The 14,968-nt window shown below is 71.3% G+C and carries 14 protein-coding genes and 1 rRNA gene; 11 read left to right on the top strand and 4 right to left on the bottom strand.

The window, feature by feature from the left end; translation table 11 throughout:
• Positions 1-245: 245 nt before the first annotated feature.
• Complete coding sequence (locus DFQ13_RS32430; RefSeq protein ID WP_110082570.1) at positions 246-980, bottom strand: response regulator transcription factor; 735 nt, start codon at positions 978-980, stop codon at positions 246-248.
• Positions 981-1,192: 212 nt separating this feature from the next.
• On the opposite strand from DFQ13_RS32430, the gene DFQ13_RS32425 reads away from it, so the two are divergent.
• From DFQ13_RS32425 to DFQ13_RS32415, 3 genes are all read left to right on the top strand, one after another.
• On the top strand, positions 1,193-1,990 hold the full coding sequence (locus DFQ13_RS32425) for a M10 family metallopeptidase domain-containing protein (protein WP_035278740.1): 798 nt from the start codon (positions 1,193-1,195) through the stop codon (positions 1,988-1,990).
• Between the two features lie 285 nt (positions 1,991-2,275).
• Positions 2,276-3,055, top strand: coding sequence for a DddA-like double-stranded DNA deaminase toxin (locus DFQ13_RS32420; RefSeq protein ID WP_110082569.1), 780 nt, complete (start codon positions 2,276-2,278; stop codon positions 3,053-3,055).
• Complete coding sequence (locus tag DFQ13_RS32415; protein WP_035278745.1) at positions 3,052-3,477, top strand: Imm1 family immunity protein; 426 nt, start codon at positions 3,052-3,054, stop codon at positions 3,475-3,477. Before DFQ13_RS32420 ends, DFQ13_RS32415 begins: the two co-directional genes overlap by 4 nt.
• A gap of 279 nt (positions 3,478-3,756) precedes the next feature.
• Here the strand turns inward: DFQ13_RS32415 and DFQ13_RS32410 are convergent, their stop codons facing one another.
• Entirely contained in the window at positions 3,757-4,134 is a 378-nt protein-coding gene (locus DFQ13_RS32410) for a PPOX class F420-dependent oxidoreductase (RefSeq protein ID WP_035278746.1), read from the bottom strand.
• 122 nt (positions 4,135-4,256) lie between these two features.
• On the opposite strand from DFQ13_RS32410, the gene DFQ13_RS32405 reads away from it, so the two are divergent.
• From DFQ13_RS32405 to DFQ13_RS32375, 7 genes are all read left to right on the top strand, one after another.
• Entirely contained in the window at positions 4,257-6,026 is a 1,770-nt protein-coding gene (locus tag DFQ13_RS32405) for an MFS transporter (RefSeq protein ID WP_110082568.1), read from the top strand.
• A gap of 123 nt (positions 6,027-6,149) precedes the next feature.
• Positions 6,150-7,088 carry a lactonase family protein gene (locus DFQ13_RS32400; RefSeq protein WP_035278749.1) on the top strand — a complete coding sequence of 313 codons (939 nt, stop codon included), beginning with the start codon at positions 6,150-6,152 and terminating at the stop codon, positions 7,086-7,088.
• A 194-nt stretch (positions 7,089-7,282) separates the two neighbouring features.
• Positions 7,283-8,581: an extracellular solute-binding protein gene (locus tag DFQ13_RS32395; RefSeq protein WP_233438684.1), complete on the top strand. Its 1,299-nt coding sequence runs from the start codon at positions 7,283-7,285 to the stop codon at positions 8,579-8,581.
• Position 8,582: 1 nt separating this feature from the next.
• On the top strand, positions 8,583-9,560 hold the full coding sequence (locus DFQ13_RS32390; RefSeq protein WP_110082566.1) for a carbohydrate ABC transporter permease: 978 nt from the start codon (positions 8,583-8,585) through the stop codon (positions 9,558-9,560).
• A 3-nt stretch (positions 9,561-9,563) separates the two neighbouring features.
• Positions 9,564-10,391, top strand: coding sequence for a carbohydrate ABC transporter permease (locus DFQ13_RS32385; RefSeq protein WP_110082565.1), 828 nt, complete (start codon positions 9,564-9,566; stop codon positions 10,389-10,391).
• On the top strand, positions 10,388-11,860 hold the full coding sequence (locus tag DFQ13_RS32380; protein ID WP_110082564.1) for a glycoside hydrolase family 3 N-terminal domain-containing protein: 1,473 nt from the start codon (positions 10,388-10,390) through the stop codon (positions 11,858-11,860). The genes DFQ13_RS32385 and DFQ13_RS32380 overlap by 4 nt, the downstream gene beginning before the upstream one ends.
• Before the next feature lie 174 nt (positions 11,861-12,034).
• Positions 12,035-13,627: a glycosyl hydrolase family 18 protein gene (locus DFQ13_RS32375; protein ID WP_110082563.1), complete on the top strand. Its 1,593-nt coding sequence runs from the start codon at positions 12,035-12,037 to the stop codon at positions 13,625-13,627.
• Between the two features lie 95 nt (positions 13,628-13,722).
• Here DFQ13_RS32375 and DFQ13_RS32370 read toward each other — a convergent pair whose 3' ends face one another.
• Entirely contained in the window at positions 13,723-14,265 is a 543-nt protein-coding gene (locus tag DFQ13_RS32370) for an isochorismatase family protein (RefSeq protein WP_035290494.1), read from the bottom strand.
• Between the two features lie 87 nt (positions 14,266-14,352).
• Between DFQ13_RS32370 and DFQ13_RS32365 the strand changes: the two genes are divergently transcribed.
• On the top strand, positions 14,353-14,805 hold the full coding sequence (locus DFQ13_RS32365) for a MarR family transcriptional regulator (protein ID WP_219994727.1): 453 nt from the start codon (positions 14,353-14,355) through the stop codon (positions 14,803-14,805).
• A 70-nt stretch (positions 14,806-14,875) separates the two neighbouring features.
• Here the strand turns inward: DFQ13_RS32365 and rrf are convergent.
• Positions 14,876-14,968 (bottom strand): 5S ribosomal RNA (gene rrf / locus DFQ13_RS32360); the annotation flags it as partial.

The raw sequence follows: 14,968 nt of genomic DNA, 5'->3' as shown, positions 1-14,968 counted from the left end.
CGCCCCCCAATGAGGTAATCGCCCTCACGAGTGAAACGCTGGACTGAACCATGATCCATCTTACTCAGAGCCAGTGTTCACCTGCGGTGCGCGAGGACAAAGCCTACCGGTTCACTCTTCCGTGAAAGCACCCGGTCCGACCCCTGAGACACCCGGGTGGCCGCTCACCCGCCTGGCGGAAACGCGGCACACCCTGGGCGACGAGCGCCGCGCACCCGGGCGTGTCGGGTACCCAGGGAATCTATTCAGGACATTTCTGGAACCACTCCGGAAACCCCGTGGGCCCGCACCCGGCCCGGGGCGGCCCGGTAGCGGTACCCGACGCCGCGCACGGCGAGGATGGGCGAGTCCCGCCCGCCCCACCCGAGCTTGCGGCGCAGCCGCAGCACCGCGAACTTCACCCGGTCCGGCCCGACCCCCGCCGGGTCGTCCCAGACCGCCGCGAGGAGCTGGCCGAGCGACAGGACCGCCCCCGCGTGCCGCACCAGGGTGGTGAGCAGCCGGAACTCGATGGCGGTCAGCTCCACCTCCCGCCCGGCGGCGGTCACCACCCGGGTCCGGTGGTCGACGCGCACCAGGCCGTCGTCGAAGACCCCGGCGGCCCCGCCCGCCCCGGCACCGCCGCAGCGGCGCAGCAGCGCCTCCACCCTGGCCAGCAGCTCCGAGCAGGAGAACGGCTTGGCCAGGTAGTCGTCGGCGCCCGCGCGCAGGCCGCGCACCTTGGCCGAGACGGTGTCGTGCGCGCCGAGCAGCAGCACCGGCAGGTCGGCGAGGTCGCGCACCCGCTCCAGCACCGACCAGCCGTCCACCCCGGGCAGCTCCACGCCCAGCAGGACCAGGTCGGGGCGCACCCGGTAGAGCAGCCGCAGCGCGGACCGCCCGTCCGAGGTGGACACGAACTCGTGCCCGCTGCCGCCGAACAACCCCCGCAGCACCCGCTCGACACCCGGCTCGCCGTCGACGGCCAGTATCCGGGCCACCCGGCCACCCCATTCCCTCGGCGGCCCGCGTCCGCCCGGCCCGTGCCGGACCAAAGTACGACCGCACCCGACCGTCCGCACGGGACACGTCACCCGACCGGGTGGCCACCCCGGCGGCGGGCGCAACCGACCCGCAACCGAGCGGGCAACCGTCGCGCACCCGAGCCCCGGCAGGGTCGTCGCAGGCGACCACGCCCCCGGGGAGGAACACCATGCGCAGCAGCAGCCACGGCGCCACCACCGCCGCCGCCCTCGTCCTCGCCGCGGCGGTGGCGGCCACGCTGGACACCCCGGGTGCGACCGTGGCCCCCGGGGCCCCGGCGCGGGGCGCGGTCACCGCCGATGGCACCCGCGTCATCGCGAGCGCCATCCGGGCGGGCGGACCGGCAGCCGCGCCGCGCCCGACCACCGACACCGCGTGCACCGACCACTCCTACGCCCTCAACAGGTGGCGGATCAGCGGAACCCTGACCTGGTACTACAACGGCACGGCCGCCGCCCCCGCCGTCGCCGACACCGCGCTGCCCGCCCTCACCAGCGCCTCCGACACCGTCGCCACGGGCATCAACCGCTGCGGCGAACCCGCCACCTTCACCACGGTCCACGCCTACGGCGGCGAAGTCGGCGCCACCGCGCAGATCAGCGCGAACGGCCGCTGCACCGGCAACGACGGCAAGTCGGTCACCAGTTGGGGCGCACTGCCCCCGGGGGTGCTCGCCTACACCTGCACCTACGCCACCCAACAGGGCATCGTGCTCACCTCCGACACCCTGCTCGACAACCGCGCCCACACCTGGTTCACCACCCGCCCCCAGAACTGCGCGAACGCCTACGACCTGGAAACCACGCTGACCCACGAACGCCTGCACACGGCGGGACTGGCCCACGTGGACCAGACGGCGAACCCCGACCAGGTCATGACCCCCGCCTCACCCCCGTGCGAAACCAGCCGCCGCACCCTGGGCGCGGGCGACTACGCGGGCCTGGCCGCACTGGCGGCCCGGGGCTGAGTGGACCCCGGACCCACAAGCGCAGCCAGTCGACCGTCCACCACACCGGCGACCCAGCCACGGAGAAGCCCGGGTGGGTGAATGTGTCGGGCAGCGGAGCAATACAGCGAAGTGCACACGTTGTGCAACTTGCGTCAGCGGGCGCCGCCGCGGTCTGTACGAGTGCGGCAACGGGGGCACCCCAGGCGTAGGACACCGGCATCAAAGTGGTCACTGAGAGCGATATTGAGCAACAATAAGTGATATGGAACGTCAACCTTCCTCGCCGAGGCACGGGATGGCCTGATGTCGGCGGGGGAGCCAGCCGTAGCGCTGCACGCGGTGCTGGCGAAGCTGACGGCGGTACGGGAGTGCCTCGTCGTCGCGGCGACCGTGATCGAGCAGGCCGTGAGCATCATCGGCTACATGCCGACCTCCTACGCGGCCGTGCTGGAGGAGCTGCGCGTGGTATGGCGGAGCGTCGCCGAGACCGAACAGCTCATCGAGGCCCACCTCGCCTCAGCGGAACACCCCGGGAACGGTACGCCGTCATCAGGTGCACCACAGGTTCCGTCGCAGGTGGGGCCGAATCCAACCCCGGCACGGCCACGACTGGCTCCATCTCCCGCCTCACCCGGGGTGGAGAACAAGCACGGCGACCGTTATCCGGTAGAAGCGGTGCCCTACTGCGATGATCTCCCGCCACGGGTGCGCCGGGGCATGGGCAACGTTGTCATCGTGGGGCACGCGCTGATCGACGGACGCGGCTTCGGCACACTCACCGCGCACCGGTCGGATGGGTGGACTCAGGAAGTGGGGCAACGCTTGCAGACCTTGGACATGAGACAGGCCGTCCGCGTTGCGAACCACGTCGAGATGAAAGTGGTCATGGTGATGGTGAACAACCACGCCCACCACGGAAAAGTGATAATAAATCATGCTCCGCGCGGATCGGGCGACCCTTCGCAAGGGTGTCACGACTATCTGGAAAGCTTCCTGCCGGAAGGTCGGACGTTGACCGTTCTGGGTTCCGACGCCCAAGGAAATCCATTCAAGCGAATCTACCGGAGGAAAGCGCCGCTGTGACGACACCACTGACCCACAACCCGTTCCTGTTCTTCGCCATGATCCCGCCAGGCGTCGACCTGGTCGCCCAAGTCCGGGAACTCAACGACGCCGGCGTGGAGATTCCGTGGGCCTGGTCGCTGTCGCGTGAGCGGATCGACCTCCGCAACAGGGAACAGGGGGTGTTGACGTTCGGTGTCAACAACACGGTCGGGGTATTGGAATGGGGACTGAGCGCCGCAGCTTACGTACCCACCATCGGCACCAATGACGAATGGTCGGGCTACTACCTCGCCGGAATGGATGAGACCAACATCCCGCCCTACGCCGAAGTCCCGGTCGACACCGTCTATGCCGCTGTGGCCGAGTTCCTGACGACCGGGGAACGCCCGACCTGCGTGCAGTGGAAAGAAGCGGCTTCGCTGCTGTCGCAGTTTGAATGAGCAGCGCTGTGCTGGCGCACCAACGGACCCCCGTCGAACATGACGCGAGATTCAGCATCCTCGGCGCGATTGGCGACCCACTTGGTAGCGGCCCACCTGGGCGGTGGGGCATCTTTCAGCCCACCTGACACTCTGGATCGCATGATCGCCGTAGGGGTCGCCCCGGTGGTCAAGCAGATTCCCCCAGACGGGCAACACCGATAAATCCCGAGCCCTGGTCGCGCGGTCACGACGAAGCGCACTCGCCCCCTCAAAGCCCGGCGCCCGACAGTGCGTGCTCTAGCGCAAGGTCCCCAGGAACCGGGTCACCTGGATCTCGATGACCACGCGCTCGGGATTCGGCCGCGGTTCGCGGTAGCGCAGCGCGTACCGCCGCTCCGCGTCGGCCACCGCGGTCGCGTCCCCCCGGACCGCCGCCACTCCCTCCAAAGTGGACCAGCGGGCACCGTCCACCTGGCACACCACCGCCACCCCGCCGTCGCGGAGGTTGCGGGCCTTGCGGGAGGCGCCGTGGGTGATGACGCGGGCGGTGGCCGTCTCCGGGTCGTAGGTGACGCCGACCGGGACGACGTGCGGGGTGCCGTCGGGGCGGAGGGTGGTGAGCGTGCACAGGTGCCGCTCACCCCAGAAGGCGAGGAATTCGTCGCTGTGGGCCACCGGCCCAACCTACTCCGCGCCCGGTGGGGTGTGACGGGCGACAAGGTGGGGATGGTTGGCATGGGCAACGAAATCCGTTAGCGTAGCTAACCTAAAGTCTTCCTCAGGCTGGAGGTACAGGGGTGCCCAAGGGACGCACGCGGACACTCGCCGAGCTGGGGCCTCGGTACAAGTGGGTCGCGCTGTCGAACACGACGCTCGGGCTGCTCATCGCCACGATCAACTCCTCGATCGTGCTGATCGCGCTGCCCGACATCTTCAAGGGGATCGGCATCAACCCGCTGGACCCGAGCAACACCGGGTACCTGCTGTGGCTGATGATGGGGTTCCTGGTGGTCACCGCCGTGCTGGTGGTGAGCTTCGGCAGGCTGGGCGACATGTACGGCCGGGCGCGGATGTACAACACCGGCTTCGCCATCTTCACCCTGTCGTCGATCCTGCTGGCCGTGACCTGGATGCACGGCGACGCCGCCGCCTGGTGGCTGATCTCGTGGCGGATCGTGCAGGGCGTCGGCGGGGCCTTCCTGATGGCCAACTCCAGCGCCATCCTCACCGACGCCTTCCCCGCCCACCAGCGCGGCATGGCGCTGGGCATCAACGGGGTCGCGGCGATCACCGGGTCGTTCCTGGGCCTGGTCATCGGCGGCGTGCTGGCGCCGGTCAACTGGCACTGGGTGTTCCTGGTGTCGGTGCCGTTCGGGGTCCTGGGCACGATCTGGGCGTACCTGAAGCTGCACGACACCGGCGAACCGAAGCACGCGCGGATGGACTGGTGGGGCAACACCACCTTCGCCGTCGGGCTGATCGCGGTGCTGGTGGCCATCACCTACGGCATCCAGCCCTACGGCGACAGCGCCATGGGCTGGGGCAACCCGTGGGTGCTGGCGGGCCTGATCGGCGGGGCGCTGGTGCTGGTGGCGTTCGCGGTGATCGAGACGCGGATCGACAACCCGCTGTTCGACCTGTCGCTGTTCAAGCTCCGCGCGTTCTCCTTCGGCAACCTGGCCAACCTGATGGCCTCGCTCGGCCGCGGCGGGCTCCAGTTCATCCTGATCATCTGGTTGCAGGGGATCTGGTTGCCGCAGCACGGGTACAGCTTCGAGTCGACGCCGCTGTGGGCGGGCATCTACATGCTGCCGATGACCGTCGGCTTCCTGGTCTCGGCGCCGATCTCCGGGGTGCTGTCGGACAGGTACGGCGCCCGGGTGTTCGCCACGGTCGGCCTGGTGGTCACCGCGGGCACGTTCCTGGCGCTGACGATGCTGCCGGTCGACTTCTCCTACCCGGTGTTCGCCACCCTGCTGCTGGTGAACGGCCTGGGCATGGGCCTGTTCTCCTCGCCGAACCGGGCCGCGGTGATGAACAGCCTGCCCGGGGACGCGCGCGGGGTGGGCGCCGGGATGACGGCCACGTTCCAGAACTCGGCGATGGTCCTGTCGATCGGGGTGTTCTTCGGGCTGATCATCGCCGGGCTGTCGACGAACCTGCCCTCGGCCATGGCCACCGGGCTCACCGCGCACGGCGTCCCGGCCGAGCAGGCCGCCCAGGTCGCGGCCCTGCCCGCGGTGGCGGTGCTGTTCGCGGCCTTCCTGGGCTACAACCCGATCGAGCAACTCCTCGGGCCGACGCTGTCGACGCTGCCCGCGGACCAGAGCGCGTTCCTCACCGGCCGCAGCTTCTTCCCGAACCTGATCAGCGGCCCGTTCTCCGACGGCCTGACCGTGGCGTTCGTGTTCGCCATCGTCGCGTGCCTGATCGGCGCGGTGGCCTCGTGGTTCGCCGTGGAGAAGCGGCGGGCCGAGCCCGCTGGGCACCACGAGACCGTGGGCGAGGAGCTGGCCGGGATCGCCGGTGAGCTGACCGCCAGCACCCCGGCCCGCGGATCGGACTGACCCGCCGGACCCCGACCGAGGCGGCCGTCCCCACCGGGGGCGGTCGCCTCGGTCGTCCGTGAGCGCGGGCAGCGGGGGCGTGGTAGTTCTCATGCGCACCCCCACCAGACCCGGGAGGCCCGGATGCGCACGGCTGTGATCGGCACGATCGACGGCGACGGCCTGGTCGTGGCCGACGTCCTGGACGACGGCGCGCTCGCCGTCACCCGCGCGCTGCCCGAGGTCCGGGAGCCGTCCTTCCTGCACCTGGCGGGCGGCACCCTGTACGCGGTGAACGAGCTGCCCGAGGGCACCGTGACCGCCCTCGACCCGACCGACCTCACCGTCCGCCGGACCCGCCCCACCCTCGGTGCCCAGCCCACCCACCTCACCACCCACGCCGGGCACCTGGTCGTCGCCCACTACCTCGACGGCACGGTCGGCGCGCACCCGCTGGCCGCCGACGGCACCCCCGGCGAGAGCAGCACCCGGTTGCGCCACGATGGCGCCGAGCCGCACGCCCACCAGGTCCTGCCCGACCCGTCGGGCCGGTGGCTGATCTCCGTCGACCTCGGTTCGGACGCGGTGCACACCCACCGGATCGTCGACGGCGCCCTCACCGCGCACGCCCGCTTGGACCTGCCGCCCGGCCTCGGCCCCCGCCACCTGGCCTTCCACGGCGACCGCGCCCACATCCTCGGCGAGCTGCGCCCCGAGCTGGTCGCCGCCGACTGGGACGCGGCCACCGGCACCTTCACCCCCGCCTGGGCGCTGCCGCTGCCCGCGGGCAACCAGCCCGCCGAGATCGTCCTGTCCCCCGACGGCCGCTTCGCCTACGCCACGCTGCGCGGGGACAACACCGTCGCGGTCGTCGACCTGGAGCACCGGGAGGTCGTGCAGGCCGTCCCCGTGGGCGGCGACTGGCCCCGCCACTGCGCCCTGGACGGAACGCACCTGTACGTCGCCAACCAGCGGTCGCACTCGGTCACCCGGCTGCCGTGGGACCCGGCGACCGGGCTGCTGTCGGAGCCGGTGGGCGAGACGCGCGTGCGCGGTGCGTCGGTGGTCGCCTTCCTGGGCTGACCGTCAATCCTTGCCGGGCAAGGGCGCCGGACCGTGAATCGCGGCCTTAACTGGGAAGGCGCCGCCCGGAACGCGAACCGGGGGCCCAAGGGCATCACGTTTCCGGAAGTGTCTTGACAATCCCGAGAACCACCCACCACTCTGGGGCGCAATGGTCTAAACCACTCGGTGGTTGTTCGGGAAGGGTGCCGCTCGTGAGGGTTCGGTCGAGATCTGCGGTGGGTGGGGTCGCCTTGGCGGCGACGGTGGCGCTGGCGCTGGCGGGCTGCGCCGGTTCCTCCGGCGGGAGCGGGGAGGCCGCGCAGTCCGGGCCCCGGACGGTGACGGTGTGGCTGATGAACGGCTCGGCGCCGACCACGCTGACCGACGCGCTGCACAAGGAGTTCGAGGCGGCGCACCCCGAGGTGACCGTCAAGTACGAGATCCAGCAGTGGAACGGCATCCAGGACAAGCTGACCACCGCCCTGTCGGGCAACGACGCGCCGGACGTGATCGAGATCGGCAACACCCAGGCGCCGAAGTTCGCCGCCGCGGAGGTGCTGACCGACCTGACCGCCGACGCGGGCGCGCTCAGCGGTGACCAGTGGCTGGCCAGCCTCAAGGCCTCCGGCTCCTGGGACGGCAAGCAGTACGCGATCCCGTTCTACGCGGCCAACCGCGAGGTGCTCTACCGCAAGGACATGTTCGAGCAGGCGGGCATCACCGCTGCCCCGACCTCGCGGCAGGAGTGGCTCGACGCCATCGCCAAGCTGCGCGCCACGTTCGGCTCCGACCCCGACTTCCAGGCCCTCTACCTGCCCGGCCAGAACTGGTACAGCCTGCTGTCGTTCATCTACGACGAGGGCGGCGACATCGCGAAGCAGGACGGCACGAAGTTCACCGCCTCCCTGGACTCCCCGCAGGCCAAGGCGGGCCTGGAGTTCTACAAGCAGCTCACCGAGGCTTCGGGCACCAAGGCCCCGAAGGACGCCGACGAGCAGACCCCGGAGCAGGCGGGCATCTACGGCGGGGGCAAGGTCGCCATGTTCGTCGGCCTGCCGTGGGAGGTGGCCACCGCGGCCAAGTCCGACCCCACCCTGACCGCGAAGACCTCGGCGTTCCCCATCCCGTCGAAGGACGCGGGCAAGACCGCCCCGGTGTTCCAGGGCGGCTCCAACCTGGCGATCCCGGCCAAGAGCGCGAACCAGGACCTGGCCAAGGACTACCTCAAGCTCATGGCGAGCGCGAAGTACCAGGCCGACTTCGCCAAGGCGGGCATGATCCCCGGCACCTCCTCCGACACCTCCGCCCTCGACGCCGACCCGGTGAACGCGGCAATGGCCAAGGCGTCCAAGAACGGCCGGTCCGTCCCGGCCACCCCGGGCTGGGCGGCCATCGAGGCGGGCCAGAACCCGCTCAAGGACATGCTGACCGCCTACCTGACCGGCGCGAAGGACATCGACGCGGCGACCGCCGACGCGAACGCCGCCCTGAACAAGGCGTTCGCGGGCTGACATGGCCGCGCCGACGACCCCGGTCGACCGCGCCGTGCCGCCCCGGGTGGACCCCGGGGCGGCACGGCCGCGCCGCCCGCGCCGCCCGCTGTCGGACCTCGCGGTCCCGTACCTGATGCTCGCCCCGGCCGTGGTGCTCATGCTGGCGCTGCTGGCGTGGCCCGCCCTCCAAGTGCTCGGGATCAGCTTCCGCAAGCTCGACCTCGGCGAACTGGTGCGCGGCGAGGTCGAGTGGGTCGGGTTCGACAACTACGCCGAGGTCCTCTCCGACCCGGAGTTCTGGACCGTCACGGTGCGCACGGTGGTGTTCACCGCCGTCGTCGTCGCCGTCACCGTCGGCTTGGGCCTGGCCATCGGCGTCCTCATGCGACACCTGGGCCCCGGGGTGCGCGCGGTGCTCCAGATCAGCCTGGTGCTGGCCTGGGCGACACCGATCGTGGCCACCACGACGGTGTTCCAGTGGATGTTCGACCAGGAGTACGGCATCCTCAACAAGACCCTGGTCGCCCTGGGCGTGGACTCCTTCCGGGGCCACTCGTGGTTCTCCAGCGGCGCGAGCACGCTGACGGTCATCGGCCTGCTGGTGGTGTGGCAGGCGACGCCGTTCATCGGGTTCACCCTCTACGCCGGGCTGGTCAACACCCCCAGGGACCTCTACGAGGCCGCCGCCATCGACGGCGCGACGCCGTGGCAGGCGTTCCGGGCGGTGAGCTGGCCGTCGATCCGGCCGATGCTGACGCTGGTCACGTTCCTGTCGGTGCTGTGGGACTTCAAGGTCTTCACCCAGGTCTGGGCGATCCGCCAGGGCGGCCCGGACGGCGGCAGCACCACGCTGCCGGTGCTGCTCTACCTCAAGGGCATCTCGGCGAGCCACTTCGGCGTGGCCGCCGCGGTGGCCGTGCTGATGCTGGTCGTGCTGGTCGCGGTCACCTGGCGGTACATGCGCCTGCTGGTCCGCTCGCCGGAAACGGAGCTGTAGCCGATGACAACGCGTTCGCAGCGCAGGTGGCTGTCCGCGCTCGGGCTGGCCGTCGCGGCGGTCTTCGCCTTCCCGACGTACTGGATGCTGACCACCGCGCTCAAGACGCCCGCGCAGATCCTCTCCCCCGCCTACGACCTCATCCCGCTGGGCGTGACGCTGGCCAACTTCACCACCGCGCTGGGCAAGGCCGGGTTCACCACGTTCCTCGTCAACAGCCTCATCGTCACCCTGGGGTCGGTGGCGTGCGCGCTGGTCGCCGGGCTGCTGGCCGCGGTGCCGCTGGCCCGGATGCGCTTCACCGGCCGCAAGGGCTTCCTGCTGCTGGTGCTCATCGCGCAGCTCGCGCCGCTGGAGGCGCTGTTCGTGCCGATGTACCTGATCATGCGCGACGCCGACCTGCTCAACTCCCTGGCCGGGCTGCTGCTGGTGTACGTGGCGTTCACGCTGCCGTTCACCGTGTGGACGCTGCGCGGGTTCGTCAAGGGCATCCCGGTCGAGCTGGACGAGGCCGCCATGGTCGACGGCTGCGGCCGGTTCGGGGTGTTCCGCCGGATCACGCTGCCGCTGCTGGGCCCCGGCCTGGTCTCCACGTCGGTGTTCAGCTTCGTGACCGCGTGGAACGAGTTCCTCTACGCGCTGGTGTTCCTGCGCGACCAGCCCAAGCAGACGCTGCCGGTGTGGCTGTCGTCGTTCAAGACCGCGTTCGGCACCGACTGGGGCGGCATCATGGCCGCCTCGGTGGTGTACGCGATCCCGGCGCTGGTGTTCTTCCTGCTGGTGCGGCGCAGGCTCGTGACCGGTGGCGTGAGCGGGGCGGTGAAGGGGTGAGCGAGATCCACGAGCTGGCCGAAGCGGTGCTGCTGCCCGGTTTCGCGGGCACCACGGCACCGGACTGGGTGCGCGACCGACTCTCCGCCGGTCTGGGCGGGGTGGTGCTGTTCGGCCGCAACGTCGTCGACGACGAGCAGGTCGCCGCGCTGACCGCGCGGCTGCGGGCCGACCGCGGCGACGTCGTGATCGGCATCGACGAGGAGGGCGGCGACGTCACCCGCCTCGACGCGGTGGCCGGTGCCCGGCTGCCCGGCCCGCTGGCCCTGGGCGCGGCCGAGGACCTGCGGCTGACCCGGGCGGCCGGGACCGCGCTCGGCGCCCGGCTGGCCGCCTGCGGCATCACCCTCGACCTCGCCCCGTGCGCCGACCTGACGCTGACCCCGGACGACCCGATCATCGGCGTGCGCGCCTTCGGCACCGAGCCCTACGCCGCCGCCGCGCACGTCGCCGAGTACGTGCGCGGGTTGCAGGAGCACGGGGTGGCCGCCTGCGCCAAGCACTTCCCCGGCCACGGCGCGTCCACATCGGACTCCCACCACGAGCTGCCGGTACTCCCCCGCACGGTGGAGCAGCTTCGCGCGGTGGAGTTCCTGCCGTTCCGCGCGGCCATCGCCGCGGGGGTGCGGTCGGTGATGACCGGGCACCTGGTCGTGCCGGAGTGGGGTTCCGAGGCCGCGACGGTCAACCCGGTGGCGATCGGGACCGCGCTGCGCGGCGAACTCGGCTTCACCGGGACCGTGGTGACCGACGCGCTGGAGATGGGCGCGCTGGCCGGTCACCTGGGCAACGCCGACGGGCTCGCCGACGCCGCCGTCCGCTCGCTGCGGGCGGGCGCGGACGCGCTGTGCGTGGGTGGGCAGATCGCCGACGCCGAAGCGGTCGTCGCCATCGTCGACGCCATCGTGGCCCGGGTCCGCACCGGCGACCTCACCGAGGAACGCCTGGCCGAGGCCGCCGAGCGGACCCGCGCCCTCGGCGCCCCGCCCCGGCGGGCCACCCGCCCCGACGACGGTGAACTCGGCCAGGTCATCGCCCGCCGCGCCCTGCGCTCGCGCGGGTCCGCCCGGCTCCCGGCCGACCCGCTCGTGCTCGACGTCGAGGTGGCGCCGACCATCGCCGCGGGCCCCGGCCCGTGGGGCCTGGCCCCGCACCTGGCCGACCTGCTCCCGGACGCCACCGCCGTGCGCGTCGACCCGGCCGAACCCGGCGACGCGGTGGCGCGGGCGCGGGCGCGCGGGGAGGTCGTCGTGGTCACCCGCGACGCGCACCGGCACCCCGACGTGGTGGCGCTGCTCGACGCCCTGGTCGCCGCGGTGCCGGTGGTGGTGCACGTGGAGACCGGTGTCCCCGGACCGGACCGGGGCACCGCCGCGCGCATCGACACCTCCGGCGCCTCCTGGTCCGGTCTGCGCGCGGCGGCCGAGGCCGTGGCGGCGCTGACCCCCGGGGCGAGACCCGCCCCCTGACAAGCTCGGTGGTGGCCGGAAGTCCCACCGGCCACCACCGCGGCGTGCTCGCGCACGCCTCCACCCGGAATCCGACTGCTCCTCCCGAGTGGACTTGGCGGTCCGGACCTTGTTTCAGAAATTGGTCTGGACCACAGTTGACATGGTATCCCTGCTCCCTGCCGAGGTGACCAAATGTCCAGGATCAAGTGGCACCTGACCGCGGCGGCCGCCGCCGCGGCCGCCCTGACACTCGGGATCGTCGCCGCCCCCGCGGGCGCCGCCGCCACCCCCACCGCCGAGTTCGCCAAGACCCAAGACTGGGGAACCGGCTGGGAAGGCAAGTACACCGTCCGCAACGGCGGGACCACCGCGCTCACCGGATGGAAGGTCGAGTTCGACCTGCCGTCGGGTTCCGCGGTCACGTCCGCCTGGGACTCGACCATGAGCAAGTCCGGCAACCACTACACGTTCACGAACCTGGGGTGGAACGGCACGATCGCCGCGGGCGCGACCGCGTCGTTCGGCTTCAACGGCTCCGGTGGCGGCGCCCCCACGGGCTGCAAGCTCAACGGCGCGCCCTGCACCGGCGGCACCACCCCGCCGACGACAACCACTCCCCCGACCACCACGACTCCCCCGACCACCACCACCCCGCCGACCACCACGCCGCCGCCCGCAGGCGGTCAGAAGGTCGTCGGGTACTTCGCCGAGTGGGGCGTCTACGGGCGCGGCTACCACGTGAAGAACATCGAGACCTCGGGCTCGGCGGCGAAGCTCACCCACATCAACTACGCCTTCGGCAACGTCACCAACGGCCGGTGCGCCATAGGCGACAGTTATGCCGACTACGAGAAGGCCTACACCGCCGCCGACAGCGTCGACGGCGTGGCCGACACCTGGGACCAGCCCCTGCGCGGCAGCTTCAACCAGCTGCGCAAGCTCAAGGCCAAGCACCCCGGACTCAAGGTCATCTGGTCCTTCGGCGGCTGGACCTGGTCCGGCGGCTTCACCCAGGCCGCGCAGAACCCGGCCGCGTTCGCCGACTCGTGCTACAGCCTGGTCGAAGACCCCCGATGGGCCGACGTGTTCGACGGCATCGACGTCGACTGGGAGTACCCGAACGCGTGCGGGCTCACCTGCGACAGCAGCGGCCCACAGGCGTTCAAGAACGTGGTGAGCGCGCTGCGGGCGAGGTTCGGCACCGGGAACCTGGTCACCGCGGCCACCACCGCCGACGGCTCCGCGGGCGGCAAGATCGACGCGACGGACTACGCCGCCGCCGCGCCGTACCTGGACTGGATCATGCCGATGACCTACGACTTCTTCGGCGCGTTCAACCCCCAGGGCCCCACCGCCCCGCACTCGCCGCTGACGTCCTACAACGGCATCCCGCAGCAGGGCTTCTCCACCGCGGACGCGATCGCGAAGTTCAAGTCCAAGGGCGTCCCGGCGGCGAAGCTGCTGCTGGGCGTCGGCTTCTACGGGCGCGGCTGGACCGGCGTCACGCAGAGCGCCCCGGGCGGGTCGGCGACCGGCGCCGCGCCGGGCACCTACGAGCCGGGCATCGAGGACTACAAGGTCCTCAAGAACACCTGCCCGCCCACCGGCACCGTCGGTGGCACCTCGTACTCCTACTGCGGGAACAACTGGTGGAGCTACGACACCCCGGCCACCATCGCGGGCAAGCGCGCGTGGGCCAAGCAGCAGGGCCTCGGCGGTTCCTTCTTCTGGGAGCTGTCCGGCGACACCGGCAACGGTGAGCTGATCACCGCGCTGGCCCGGTGACCTGCTGAGGAGTCGCGTGAGCGGCCGCCCGGTTCACCAGGGCGGCCGCTCACCGGCGCCGGATCAGGTCGGTACTGAACCAGGTCAGCACTGGGTCACGTCAACACTCCCAGGAGCTGGCCGATGACCTGCCCGGTGGTGATCGGGGTGGCGCCGTGGTCGGCCGCCGCCCGCACGGAATGGCGGTGCTCGTCGAGGGAGCGGTCCACGATCGCGTCGGCGACGCAGAACACCTGGACCCCGGCCAGCGCCGGACCCGCGGCGGACATCAGGCACGCCGCGTGCGCCCGGACACCGGTGAGCAGGAGCTGGTCGCGGCCGAAGCTGTCCAGCAGCGCCCGCAGGCCGCCGAAGTGGTCGGCGGACAGGTTCGCCAGCCAGTGCTCGCCGGGGCCGGGTCCACCCTCGAAGCGGACCGAGGACCGGGCCACGGGCACCCCCAGCTCGTGGCAGGTCTCCCGAAGCTGGTCGAGGTTGAAGGCCAGGTCCCGCAGCGGGGCGCACTCGGTGTCGATCTCCGCGGGGAGGTCGTGCACCAGGAGCAGCGCCCGGTCCGACCGGCAGCTCCAGGAGGAGGCGCGCTCCGGCAGCACGGCCGCGGCGGACATGTCGTAGGGGTCGGCGACCGGCTGGGTCATGGCACACCCTCTCTTCTCTCGACTTAGGCAAGCCTAACTTAAGACACGGGGATGTCGACCGTGTCCACGCTCACGAGGAGTCTTCCGTTGGACCACACGGCCCCCGTCGCGACCCTGCTGCGCCGCATCGCCGCCCACCTCGACCTGCGGGCCGCCGAGTTCGCCGCCGCCGAGGGCCTGCACCCGACCGACCTGCGCGCCCTGGTGCTGCTGCTCGACGCCCGCCGCGACGGCCACCGGGCCACCCCCGGCTGGCTGAGCACCCGGCTCGCGCTGAACTCCGCGTCGGTCACCGCGCTGGTGGACCGACTGGCCAAGGCCGGGTACGTGGACCGGACACCGGACCGGCGGGACCGGCGGCGGGTGCTGCTCGCGTTGCGCGATCGCGGCCTGGCGGTGGGCACGCGGTACCTCGGGTGGACAGCGGGGTCGATGACCTCGGCGCTGGCGGAGTTCGACGGCGAGGAGCTGCGCACGGCGATCCGCGTGCTGGACCGGCTGGAGCAGGCGTTCACGTCCTCGCCGAGCGTCCGGGCGTGAGACGTTCTTGAACGCAAAAATGCCCTGGGGCTTGAGAATGGTTGTTCTCAAGCCCCAGGGCGTAATTTTAGTCCGGCGGCGTCCTACTCTCCCACACCCTCACGAGTGCAGTACCATCGGCGCTGGCAGGCTTAGCTTCCGGGTTCGGGATGGGACCGGGCGT

It is taken from the genome of Actinokineospora spheciospongiae (assembly GCF_003182415.1).
GTDB lineage: Bacteria > Actinomycetota > Actinomycetes > Mycobacteriales > Pseudonocardiaceae > Actinokineospora > Actinokineospora spheciospongiae.
This window is presented reverse-complemented; position numbering and strand designations above follow the sequence as displayed.